10 protein-coding genes are annotated in these 11,911 nt (G+C 40.8%); 4 read left to right on the top strand and 6 right to left on the bottom strand.

Going from position 1 to position 11,911, the window contains the following annotated elements:
- Nucleotides 1–3: 3 nt before the first annotated feature.
- Nucleotides 4–267: a phosphocarrier protein HPr gene (locus SM123_RS07185; RefSeq protein WP_003006411.1), complete on the bottom strand. Its 264-nt coding sequence runs from the start codon at nt 265–267 to the stop codon at nt 4–6.
- Between the two features lie 464 nt (nt 268–731).
- Here SM123_RS07185 and nrdH point away from each other — a divergent pair, with 464 nt between their 5' ends.
- From nrdH to nrdF, 4 genes are all read left to right on the top strand, one after another.
- A complete protein-coding gene (gene nrdH / locus SM123_RS07190; RefSeq protein WP_003006408.1) occupies nt 732–950 on the top strand; it encodes a glutaredoxin-like protein NrdH in 219 nt (72 codons plus the stop codon).
- Between the two features lie 114 nt (nt 951–1,064).
- A complete protein-coding gene (gene nrdE / locus SM123_RS07195; RefSeq protein ID WP_049472150.1) occupies nt 1,065–3,224 on the top strand; it encodes a class 1b ribonucleoside-diphosphate reductase subunit alpha in 2,160 nt (719 codons plus the stop codon).
- Between the two features lie 28 nt (nt 3,225–3,252).
- Nucleotides 3,253–3,624, top strand: coding sequence for a hypothetical protein (locus tag SM123_RS07200; RefSeq protein ID WP_320909333.1), 372 nt, complete (start codon nt 3,253–3,255; stop codon nt 3,622–3,624).
- Between the two features lie 24 nt (nt 3,625–3,648).
- Nucleotides 3,649–4,608 carry a class 1b ribonucleoside-diphosphate reductase subunit beta gene (nrdF, locus tag SM123_RS07205; protein ID WP_031573445.1) on the top strand — a complete coding sequence of 320 codons (960 nt, stop codon included), beginning with the start codon at nt 3,649–3,651 and terminating at the stop codon, nt 4,606–4,608.
- A 374-nt stretch (nt 4,609–4,982) separates the two neighbouring features.
- Here nrdF and alaS read toward each other — a convergent pair whose 3' ends face one another.
- From alaS to pepF, 5 genes are all read right to left on the bottom strand, one after another.
- Nucleotides 4,983–7,601 carry an alanine--tRNA ligase gene (alaS, locus tag SM123_RS07210; protein ID WP_320909334.1) on the bottom strand — a complete coding sequence of 873 codons (2,619 nt, stop codon included), beginning with the start codon at nt 7,599–7,601 and terminating at the stop codon, nt 4,983–4,985.
- 24 nt (nt 7,602–7,625) lie between these two features.
- On the bottom strand, nt 7,626–8,111 hold the full coding sequence (locus SM123_RS07215) for an LURP-one-related/scramblase family protein (protein ID WP_023917679.1): 486 nt from the start codon (nt 8,109–8,111) through the stop codon (nt 7,626–7,628).
- 253 nt (nt 8,112–8,364) lie between these two features.
- On the bottom strand, nt 8,365–9,309 hold the full coding sequence (prsA, locus tag SM123_RS07220) for a peptidylprolyl isomerase PrsA (RefSeq protein ID WP_320909335.1): 945 nt from the start codon (nt 9,307–9,309) through the stop codon (nt 8,365–8,367).
- Nucleotides 9,310–9,381: 72 nt separating this feature from the next.
- On the bottom strand, nt 9,382–10,101 hold the full coding sequence (locus SM123_RS07225) for an O-methyltransferase (RefSeq protein ID WP_070586540.1): 720 nt from the start codon (nt 10,099–10,101) through the stop codon (nt 9,382–9,384).
- A gap of 1 nt (nt 10,102) precedes the next feature.
- On the bottom strand, nt 10,103–11,905 hold the full coding sequence (gene pepF / locus SM123_RS07230) for an oligoendopeptidase F (RefSeq protein ID WP_070505789.1): 1,803 nt from the start codon (nt 11,903–11,905) through the stop codon (nt 10,103–10,105).
- Nucleotides 11,906–11,911: the final 6 nt, after the last annotated feature.

An 11,911-nucleotide genomic window follows, 5' to 3' on the forward strand; every position in this document is an offset into this window, starting at 1 on the left:
TTTTTAAGCCAATCCTTCTTTAGTCATTGTTTCTGAGATAGCTGCGATAGCATCATCAGCGTCAGCACCTTCTGCAGAGATTACAACGTCTGCTCCTTGACCAACACCAAGGCTCATAACACCCATGATTGATTTCAAGTTAACTGATTTACCTTTGTATTCAAGAGTAATATCTGAAGCAAATTTGCTAGCAGTTTGAACCAACAAAGTTGCTGGACGTGCGTGGATACCTGTTTCTGCCACGATGTGGAAATCTTTAGAAGCCATAGTTTGACTCTCCTTTTTAAAAATAGTTTTTGAGTTACCTTTTGATAACCCTTACAATTTGGTATTATATCATCTTTTGAAATTTTTTTCAAGATTTTTATCACTGACTTACAGAAAAAGACTGCGAAAAATCCCAATTTAGATACATTTTAAGAAGCACCTGAAGAACAGAGAAAATATCTTTTCAATTTTCTACTATATTATAAGTAACATTTTCCTCCGCTTTCAATGAAAAGAAGCTCTTGAACCACAGGATATTGATTCACCAAAAAATTATAACTAATTAAAGATGCTTTAAAGCCTATTCCTATCCCATTTCTTCGATTTTCAAAGCACAATATATTGTGCTTTGAAAACTCCATTTCATATCTTTGCACAATATTTAGTTTTATTTTGTTGACAAGTTGCTGGATTTTGTTTATACTGTTTACAGATTTATATTTCGATAGGAGAACGGAAAAGAAATGGTAACCATTTATTCAAAAAATAATTGTGTTCAATGCAAAATGACCAAGCGATTCCTCGATAGCAATCATGTGGAATACCGCGAAATTAACTTAGATGAACAGCCAGAATTTGTAGAGCATGTTAAGAACCTTGGCTTCAATGCTGCTCCAGTAATTCAAACACCGGATGAAGTATTTTCTGGTTTTCAACCAGCTAAGTTGAAGAAACTTTCTTAATAAACACAGTATTTTGCTTAAATAGGGTCTAGCGTTAGCAACCTAACACTAGACTTTTTACTTGTAAAGAGAGGACTTCTCCTCTTCATTTTTTTGAACTAGAAAAGGATTATTATGGGATTAAAATCTCTTGAAGATGTGACGTATTTTCGTCTTAACAATGAAATCAACCGTCCAGTAAACGGCCAAATCATGCTTCATAAAGATAAAGAAGCTTTGGATGCGTTCTTTAAAGAAAATGTTGTACCAAATACTAAAGCCTTTGACTCGATTACAGACAAGATTCAGTACCTTCTCGAGCACAATTACATTGAGAGAGCTTTTATCGAGAAATACCGTCCTGAATTTTTAGAGGAATTGGCCCAATTTATCAAAGACCAAAACTTCCAATTCAAGTCCTTCATGGCAGCCTACAAATTCTATAACCAATACGCTTTGAAAACAAATGATGGAGAATACTATCTTGAAAGCATGGAAGACCGTGTCTTCTTCAATGCTCTCTATTTTGCAGATGGAAATGAAGCTATCGCGCGAGACATCGCAAACGAAATTATCCACCAACGCTACCAACCAGCTACTCCTTCTTTCTTAAATGCTGGTCGTGCCCGCCGTGGAGAATTGGTTTCATGTTTCTTGATCCAAGTAACTGATGATATGAACGCGATCGGACGTTCCATCAACTCTGCCCTTCAACTTTCACGTATCGGTGGTGGGGTTGGGATTTCCCTCAGCAACCTTCGTGAAGCTGGAGCACCAATCAAAGGGTATGAAGGAGCCGCTTCTGGGGTCGTACCTGTTATGAAACTCTTCGAAGATAGCTTCTCTTACTCTAACCAATTGGGACAACGCCAAGGGGCTGGGGTGGTTTACCTCAATGTCTTTCACCCAGACATCATCGCCTTCCTTTCTACTAAGAAAGAAAATGCTGATGAAAAGGTTCGGGTTAAGACTCTCTCACTTGGTGTCGTCGTGCCAGATAAGTTCTACGAGTTGGCTCGTAAGAATGAGGAAATGTACCTCTTCAGCCCTTACTCTGTGGAACGTGAATACGGAGTGCCATTCAACTACATCGACATCACTGAAAAATACGATGAGTTGGTTGCTAATCCAAACATCCGCAAGACAAAAATTAAGGCACGTGATTTGGAAACTGAAATTTCTAAATTGCAACAAGAATCTGGCTACCCATATGTAGTCAACATCGATACTGCTAACCGGGCAAACCCTGTTGATGGAAAAATCATCATGAGTAACTTGTGTTCAGAGATCCTCCAAGTTCAAGAACCAAGCTTGATCAACGATGCCCAAGAATTTGTCCAAATGGGAACAGACGTCTCATGTAACCTTGGTTCAACCAACGTAGTTAACATGATGACTTCACCTGATTTTGGACGTTCGATTCGTGCCATGGTTCGTGCTTTGACCTTCGTTACAGATAGCTCTCATATCGTGGCCGTTCCAACTATCGACCACGGAAATAAACTGGCGCATTCGTTTGGACTTGGAGCAATGGGACTTCACAGCTACCTTGCGCAACAATTAATTGAATACGGATCACCTGAGTCTGTTGAGTTTACAAGTATCTACTTCATGCTCATGAACTACTGGACTCTCGTAGAATCAAACAACATCGCTCGCGAACGTGGTGTTACCTTCCACAACTTCGAAAAATCAGACTATGCCAACGGTACTTACTTTGATAAGTACACGACTGGAGAATTTGTACCAAAATCTGATCGCGTCAAAGAACTCTTTAAAGATATCTTTATCCCAAGTGCTGAGGATTGGGCAGAACTGCGTGCTAAAGTTCAAGCAGATGGTCTTTACCACCAAAACCGCTTGGCTGTCGCACCAAATGGATCTATCAGCTACATTAATGACGTATCTGCTTCTATCCACCCAATTACACAACGGATTGAAGAACGCCAAGAGAAAAAAATCGGTAAGATCTACTACCCTGCAGCAGGATTGTCAACGGAAACGATTCCTTACTACACTTCTGCCTACGACATGGATATGCGAAAAGTCATCGATGTCTATGCTGCTGCAACTGAGCACGTAGACCAAGGTCTTTCACTGACTCTCTTTATGCGCAGTGATATTCCAAAAGGACTTTACGAATGGAAAACTGAAAACAAACAAACGACACGTGACTTGTCTATCCTTCGGAACTACGCCTTTAACAAGGGTATCAAGTCTATCTACTACGTCCGTACCTTTACAGATGATGGTGGAGAAGTTGGCGCGAACCAATGTGAAAGCTGTGTGATTTAAGTCGAAATTCACTTACAAGGTAACAATCATGAAAAACCTAATTTTAGAATCTGTTAAAATTATAAAAGAAGTTAAGTGGGATTATGCTAAAATGGCTCAACTTACAAAATTATGGGGAGGGCCAAAAAAAGCAGCTGCTATACTTATTTCTTTGGGGACTGCTCTAGGTGCAGTAGTAACTATCAGTTTTCAAAAAGCATATAAACATTTTCTTTCTAAACTTCAAACAATCAAGAATAAAAACACCTCAAACGATGAAATCAATCAACTAATTCAACAAAAAACTGATGATTACTTAGTCGAAGTACAAAAAAGAAAAGAAAACAATCAAAGTACAGATGACATTGATGAGGAATATAATAATTCTATACAACGACTTTTAGATAGCAAACAAGAATGAATAATTCAGAAGGAATTTTATAAAATGGAAACATACTACAAAGCCATTAACTGGAATGCGATCGAAGATGTCATCGATAAATCGACCTGGGAAAAACTGACAGAGCAATTCTGGTTGGATACACGTATCCCTTTGTCAAACGACTTGGATGACTGGAGAAAGTTGTCGAATAAAGAAAAAGACCTAGTTGGTAAAGTCTTTGGGGGATTAACCCTTCTAGATACCATGCAATCTGAAACAGGTGTTCAGGCTCTTCGTGCAGATATTCGTACTCCCCACGAAGAAGCTGTTTTTAACAACATCCAATTCATGGAATCTGTCCATGCTAAGTCTTACTCTTCTATCTTTTCTACTTTGAATACCAAGTCAGAAATCGAAGAGATTTTCGAATGGACCAACACCAATCCTTTCCTTCAAAGGAAGGCAGAAATCATCAACGAAATCTATCTCAATGGGACTCCCCTTGAAAAGAAAGTCGCCAGCGTTTTCCTTGAGACCTTCCTCTTCTACTCTGGTTTCTTCACACCTCTCTACTATCTTGGAAACAACAAATTGGCCAACGTAGCTGAGATCATCAAGTTGATCATTCGGGACGAATCAGTTCACGGAACCTATATCGGCTACAAGTTCCAACTTGGATTTAACGAATTACCAGAAGAAGAACAAGAAAAACTCAAAGAATGGATGTATGACCTGCTCTATACCCTCTATGAAAATGAAGAAGGCTATACAGAGAGCCTCTATGACGGTGTGGGCTGGACAGAGGAAGTCAAGACCTTCCTTCGCTACAATGCTAATAAAGCCCTCATGAACTTGGGACAAGATCCACTCTTCCCAGACTCAGCGGATGACGTCAACCCAATCGTTATGAACGGAATCTCAACCGGTACATCTAACCACGACTTCTTCTCTCAAGTCGGAAATGGTTACCTTCTCGGTGAAGTAGAAGCCATGCAGGATGACGATTACAATTACGGACTATAAGAAGAAAAACCTTTCCGTTTGGAAAGGTTTTTAAATGTAGACAACCTATTGTTTTACATAAAACAGATAGATGATTTTCAAAAAATGACTTTTATTTTTTAAAGATTAAAAACTTTCCGCCGTGAGAAAAGTGTCTGAGACATAGTAGTCTCAGACACTCGGAATTCTTGAGACCTTAGTCTCAAGAATTAGTCATGGAACTTCGTAGAAGTTCGCTGACGTCCGTACTCACCTAAGGAAAGTTTTTCAGAAGACTTTATCTTCAATCTGAAACCTTTCCAGACGGAAAGGTTTTTTTGTTGCAATCTTTTTCTAATTGGATCTGCTTCTTTTTTGAAAAAAGAGGTTGAACAAACATCCAACCTCTTCGATAATTACAATTTACCTGCTACAGCATCCAACAATTCTTGGATCTTGGCTTGGTTGCTTCCTCCTGCCATGGCCATGTCTGGTTTACCACCACCACGTCCATCGACGATTGGAGCCAATTCTTTGATCACATTACCTGCATGCACATCTTTTGTCTTGCTGGCTACAAGGACATTGACCTTGTCACCGATGGCTGCGACAAGAACAAGCACATCAGAGTAATCTTTTTGTTTCCAGTTATCCGCAAAGGTACGAAGGGCACCTGCATCTGATACAGAAACTTGGCTGGCAATGTAACGGTGTCCGTTTGCTTCTTGAACATTCTTGAAGACATCACCTGCTGCCGCTGCTGCTGCTTTTTCCTTCAATTCTGCATTTTCTTTTTGCAATTGACGGAGTTGTTCTTGAAGACCTTCCACCTTGTGAGGGACTTCTTTGAGTTGAGGAGCTTTCAAAGTTGCTGCGACTGCTTTCAGAGCATCTTCTTGTTCACGATAAGCTTCAAAGGCTTCCTTACCAGTCACTGCCAAGATACGACGAGTTCCTGATCCGATCCCTTCTTCTTTGACAATCTTGAAGAGACCAATTTCAGAAGTGTTACCTACGTGAGTACCACCACAGAGCTCAACAGAGTAATCACCAATAGTGACAACACGGACTTCCTTACCGTATTTCTCACCAAAGAGGGCCATGGCTCCCATTTCTTTAGCAGTATCGATATCTGTTTCAATCGTTTCGACTGCGATCGCTTCCCAAATCTTTTCATTGACTTGTTGTTCAATAGCGCGCAATTCTTCAGGAGTTACGGCTTGGAAGTGAGTGAAGTCAAAGCGAAGGAATTCTACTTCGTTAAGAGATCCTGCTTGGGTTGCATGGTTACCAAGGATATTGTGAAGAGCCGCATGGAGCAAGTGAGTTGCAGTGTGGTTCTTCATAACACGATGACGACGATTGGTATCGATCGCCAAGGTGTATTCTTGGTTCAAGGCAAGAGGAGCAAGAACTTCAACAGTATGAAGTGGTTGTCCATTTGGTGCTTTTTGAACATCTGTCACTGTCGCTACGACGTTTCCTGCAGCATCCAAGATTTGACCATGGTCCGCAACTTGTCCACCCATTTCAGCGTAGAATGGAGTTTCTGCAAAGATCAATGATGCAGTCCCTTCTGATACAGCCTCTACTTCTGCATTGTCCGCTACGATAGCCACCAACTTAGAAGGCAATTGGCTGGCATTGTAGTTGAAGCTACTTTCAACTGTAATGTTTTGAAGGGTTTCATTTTGCATCCCCATAGATCCACCTTTGACAGCCGATGCACGCGCCCGTTCTTGTTGTTCCTTCATGGCTGCTTCAAAACCTTCACGATCGACTGTCATTCCAGCTTCTTCAGCGATTTCTTCTGTCAATTCTACGGGGAATCCATATGTATCATAAAGTTTGAAGACATCTTGACCAGCAATCACTGTTTGACCTTTTGCTTTCAAGTCTTCAACGATAGTTTGGGCAAAGTGTTGTCCGGAGTTCAAGGTACGAGCAAATGATTCTTCTTCACTCTTGATAATTTTCTCGATGAAGTCTTGTTTTTCAAGTACTTCTGGGTAGTAGCTTTCCATGATCTTCCCAACGGTTGGAACCAATTTATACAAGAAGGTTCCTTCAATCCCTAATTTTTGACCATGCATGGAAGCACGACGGAGGAGACGACGAAGAACGTAACCGCGTCCTTCATTACCTGGAAGAGCCCCATCACCAATCGCAAATGAAAGCGAACGGATGTGGTCAGCAATCACCTTGAAGCTCATGTTATCGCCATCTGGATCATAGGTTTTACCAGACATCTTTTCAACTTCACGGATGATCGGCATGAAGAGGTCTGTTTCAAAGTTGGTCTTCGCTCCTTGAATAACGGCTACCAAACGTTCCAAACCAGCGCCCGTATCAATGTTCTTGTGTGGCAATTCCTTGTATTCGCTACGAGGAACAGCAGGGTCTGCGTTAAATTGTGACAAGACAATGTTCCAGATTTCGATGTAACGGTCGTTTTCGATATCTTCTGCAAGCAGACGAAGACCGATATTTTCAGGGTCAAAGGCTTCTCCACGGTCAAAGAAGATTTCTGTATCTGGTCCAGAAGGCCCTGCACCGATTTCCCAGAAGTTGTCTTCGATTGGGATCAAGTGACTTGGATCTACCCCAACAGCGATCCAACGGTTGTATGAATCCTTGTCGTCAGGGTAATAAGTCATGTAAAGTTTGTCTTTGGGGAAGTCAAACCATTCAGCGCTTGTCAAAAGTTCATAAGCCCACGTAATGGCTTCATCACGGAAGTAATCTCCGATTGAGAAGTTCCCCAACATTTCAAACATGGTATGGTGACGAGCAGTCTTTCCTACGTTTTCGATATCATTGGTACGGATGGCTTTTTGAGCATTGGTAATCCGTGGATTTTCAGGTTTGATGGTTCCATCGAAGTATTTCTTAAGAGTGGCAACCCCTGAGTTGATCCACAAAAGGGTTGGATCGTTTACTGGAACCAAGCTAACAGATGGTTCTACAGAGTGGCCTTTGCTTGCCCAGAAATCAAGCCACATTTGGCGGACTTGTGCACTAGATAATTGTTTCATATTTGTCTCCTAATTTTTCTAAGATTAATTTGCGCTAGCTTCTAACATTTCGACATAATCGATAGCGACACAAAGTGAGATGACTAAATCAGCGTATTCATCCTCATACACCGATACTTGGTAGGTAGAGGTTAGATGAAAGAGTTCCTTGCTAATCTCAGCGACGATTTGATCCCGATCATCGAATAATTTGAATTCTAGGTCCCAGATATTTCCTTGTACCCGAAGTCCCAAATCTTCGATATCGTACTTATCCCTGAAGAGCGTCAGCTTTTTATGGATAAAAAAGCGGTCCCCATCCTTCAACTCAACCACAAACTTGGGAAGAAAGCTGATTGTTTTTTTAGTAATGTGGCTCACTTCTTGTCCATTCTTATCATAGATGGTAAAAGTCTTGGGAATCTTAAGAAAAGATCCCTCAACCTGGTATTCAACATTTCCCAACTCATCTTTGATATCGAACCGCTCGCCACCCAATCGAAATTTTTGTTTCACTTGATAGGTTCGCATCTTTTGATCTCCTTTAAAAAGCTCCAGACAACTGCCCATAAACAAAAGACAAGCCACTAAACGAAGGGCGAAAAACCGCGGTACCACCTTCATTCAATGAACTTGTCATTCTTCATTTTATATGCAATTGTCTCAGCCGAGTAGCAAAATCATTTCTCTTCCATGGCTCGCACCCCCGCCACTTCTCTGATTCCGAGTAACAATGATTTATTCTCAACTATTTCATTATACAAGTTCCAAATGGAACCGTCAACTATTTTTTAGATGATGAGCTGCTATCACTTGTTTGAACACCGATATTTTGCAAATATTGGTTAAATGTTGATTTGAAAGCATCATCTTTGACCTTGATATTGGCATTGGTCATCGCTTTTGCAATAACGCTACGGATGAAATTGGTATCTTGCTTACGACCGTCAACAATGATCTCTTTCAAACGTTTTTCGTATTTCTTCCAGTCAGAACCTTTTTCTGTCTTCTTATTCAATTTGACAATATAGTAGCTAGCAGAATAGTTTTGACCTGCTGAAACTGTGATCACATCTGAAATGCCGTTTTCATCCAATTTAAAGGCAGCTTCTTTGACTTGAGATGGAATATTTGCTGTTCCTGAATCGAACTTAACTTCGCCACCTTTGTCTTTTGTAGCAGTATCTGTTGAATTGTCTTTGGCGATTTGGGCAAAGTCTGCACCTTCCGCTTTAGCAGCTTCCAACACTTCTTTTGCTTTATCTTCTGAATCTAACTTGATAATTTGTGCTGTTACTTCTGGTGTGTAAGATTCAAAAGCCGCCTTGTAGTCAGACTCTTTGATATCTTTCTTAGCAGCTTGGTTGACTGCATATTCCAACAACATATTGCTACGGATTTGTTTCTTCGCTGTTTCTTCCGTCAAGCCTTGTTGCGCCAAGTATGCATCGAATTGGTTACCTAATTGTTTCTTTTGTTTAGCCAATTCTTTATCGACTTCTTTATCAGAAACCTTTGATCCATATTCTTTTTCAAAGACTTTATTGATGGTCATTTGGAAAAGAACTTGTTGAGCACCTTGGTTGTTTTTGATTTCATTATAGAAATCAGAAACTGTGATCGTGTCCCCTTTCATGGTCACGATATCTTTGTTTGTGCCATTGGCACACGCTGCTAGTGTTACGACTGATAGCAAGGTCACAGCACCCGCTACAAGTTTTTTCTTCATGAAAATTATTCTCCGTTCCTTTTTAAACTTCTTCTATTTTACCACAAATTAGAGAGAATACCTTAAATTTACCTAAAAAGAGCTAGGATCTGGCAAGGTTACCGTCTCTGCATTTTTCCGAATCATCAAAATACCATCTCCAAGTGGCACCAAACTAGCGGTCAAATCTGGATGATTGAGAGTCGCATGAAAGAGGTTCTGAAGCCCCCGGTAAATGGTTCGTTGTCCACGACGCACTTCCATGATGTCCTTTGCAACATCTCCTCCTTGGAAAATATCATCCAGTACCACAATTCCCCCAACCTCTAAGAGTTCGAGAATCCGTGGTAAAAAGACGATGTACTTAGACTTAGCAGAGTCCATAAAGACAAAGTCATAGGTCTCTGTTAAATCCTGCAAGACATCTACTGCATCTCCTTCAAGCAAGGTGATTTGCTTTCTCTGATCGTATTTAGCCAGATTTTCCTTGGCAAAGCCAATCATCTCTTCATTCCGATCAATAGTGGTAATTTGTGCATCGGGAGCATTTTCAGCCATTAAGAGCGCTGAAAACCCAATTGCCGTCCCAATTTCAAGGATTTTCTTTGGTTGTAGGGCTTGCAGGAGTAGTCTAAAATAAGCTACCGTTTCATGCGGAATAATCGGAATATTTTCCTTGCGGGCAAATGCTTCTAACTCCTCCAAGGCACCTACTACCGGTTTTTGACGCGTGCGCATAAAGTCAACGATCTCGTCTTTAACCACTGGCCGGCGCATATTGTGGTTGGCATTTTTACTATAAGACTCTACCATCTTATGCGAGTCCTAATTTTTCTACTAGGGCTTCAAATTCATTCAACCGACGTTCGAAGACCGCAAAGGCTGCGTCCAAATAGTCTTCTTTTTCCATATCCACACCTGCTTTACGGATGACGTTGAGTGGATAATCAGAGTTTCCGGCCTTCAAGTAGTCGATATATTTATCACGATCTTCTTGTGTTCCATGAACAATTTTTTCAGCTAAGGCTGAAGCTGCTGCAAACCCTGTTGAATATTGGAAAACATAGTAGTTATAGTAGAAGTGAGGAATCCGAGCCCATTCATACTGGATTTCAGGGTTGTCATCTTTTGAAAGACCATAGTATTTTTCATTGAGCTCTGCATAAAGGTTGTTCAAGAACTCACTAGTCAATACCGTACCTTCTTGGTCTGCTTTGTGAATGGCATGCTCAAATTCGGCAAACTGAGTTTGACGGAAGACGGTTCCACGGAAGCCATCCAAGAAGTGATTCAAAATAGCAAAACGAGTTGCATCGTCTTCTACTTCTTCTAACAGACGTTCGGTCAGTATATTTTCATTGGTTGTAGAGGCGATTTCGGCAAGGAAGATGGAATAGTCCCCATAGACATAAGGCTGGGTTTCACGGGTATAGCTAGAATGCATACTGTGACCAGTTTCATGCACCAAGGTGAAGAGATTATCCAATGTATCTTGCCAGTTCAACAACATGAAGGCATTGGTATCATAAGAACCACCTGAATAAGCACCTGATCGTTTTCCTTGGTTGACATGCACATCAATCCACCGTTCGCTAAAGGCACGTTTCACACGAGAAAGGTAGTCCTCACCCAAAACGGCCAAGACTTCTTCTGCTTTGGCCAACGATTCTTCATAGGTAAACTTGTAGTCTGTATCGGATAATGGCGTATACATATCGTACATCTTCAAGTCTGAGATTCCAAGAATTTTTGAACGCAATTGCACATAACGTTGCAAGAGTGGCAAATGTTTGTTCACAGCTGCTACCAAGCTATCATAAACACTTTCTGGTACAAAGTTTTCAGAAAGGGCCGCTTCACGGGCAGATGAGAATTTGCGAACTTTGGCATTAAAGTTGTGAACTTTCACATTGGTTTGCAAGGTTTTAGCATAGGTATGTTGGTACTGTTCATAAACCTTGTAGAGGCCTTCGTAAGCTTCTTTACGAACGGCACGATCTTTTGATTCTACCAAAGAAATATAGTTTCCATGGGTTAATTGAACTTCTTCGCCCTTGTCATCATGCACAGTTGGGAAAACAATATCTGCATTGTCCAAGATTTCAAAGGTTTCCCCACCAGCCGCAAAGATCTCACCAGCTCCTGCAAGTAATTCCTCTTCTTTTTGAGACAAGACATGTTCTTTTTTCTCTAGCAAACGATCAAAATAATGACCATATTGTTCCAAGGCCGGAACCTCACTCACAAAAGCTTTGTACTGCTCATCCGTAATGGCCATGAATTCAGGCTCATAGAAGGCAAAGGTTTCACCCAACAAGCTATAAAGAGACATCCCTTTTGATTGGTACTCTTGGTATTTAGCCACACGTGTATCTTGGTCATTTTTCATATGAGCATAGACGTAGACCTTTTCCAAACGACGGCTCAATTCCAAATATGCATTGGTTGTATCCAAAAGTGTTTGCGCTGAATCCAATAAATGACCAGCATAGTGGCTTGCTGCTTTAATATCTGCAGCTAAGCTAGCTGCTTCTTCTTCCCAAGCTTGATCTGTCGCAAAAATTGTCGACAAATCCCATTGGTATTTTTCATCAATTTCATTACGTTGTTTTACCATTTCGAT

The organism is Streptococcus sp. S5, assembly GCF_034134805.1.
Lineage (GTDB): Bacteria > Bacillota > Bacilli > Lactobacillales > Streptococcaceae > Streptococcus > Streptococcus lingualis.

Excerpts from the sequence above, each read along its gene's own strand:
- SM123_RS07225 (WP_070586540.1), bottom strand. The coding sequence starts at position 10,101 with ATGGTAGAGTCTTATAGTAAAAATGCCAACCACAATATGCGCCGGCCA.
- nrdF (WP_031573445.1), top strand. The coding sequence starts at position 3,649 with ATGGAAACATACTACAAAGCCATTAACTGGAATGCGATCGAAGATGTC.
- nrdE (WP_049472150.1), top strand. The coding sequence starts at position 1,065 with ATGGGATTAAAATCTCTTGAAGATGTGACGTATTTTCGTCTTAACAAT.
- SM123_RS07185 (WP_003006411.1), bottom strand. The coding sequence starts at position 267 with ATGGCTTCTAAAGATTTCCACATCGTGGCAGAAACAGGTATCCACGCA.
- nrdH (WP_003006408.1), top strand. The coding sequence starts at position 732 with ATGGTAACCATTTATTCAAAAAATAATTGTGTTCAATGCAAAATGACC.
- SM123_RS07215 (WP_023917679.1), bottom strand. The coding sequence starts at position 8,111 with ATGCGAACCTATCAAGTGAAACAAAAATTTCGATTGGGTGGCGAGCGG.
- alaS (WP_320909334.1), bottom strand. The coding sequence starts at position 7,601 with ATGAAACAATTATCTAGTGCACAAGTCCGCCAAATGTGGCTTGATTTC.
- SM123_RS07200 (WP_320909333.1), top strand. The coding sequence starts at position 3,253 with ATGAAAAACCTAATTTTAGAATCTGTTAAAATTATAAAAGAAGTTAAG.
- prsA (WP_320909335.1), bottom strand. The coding sequence starts at position 9,309 with ATGAAGAAAAAACTTGTAGCGGGTGCTGTGACCTTGCTATCAGTCGTA.
- pepF (WP_070505789.1), bottom strand. The coding sequence starts at position 11,905 with ATGGTAAAACAACGTAATGAAATTGATGAAAAATACCAATGGGATTTG.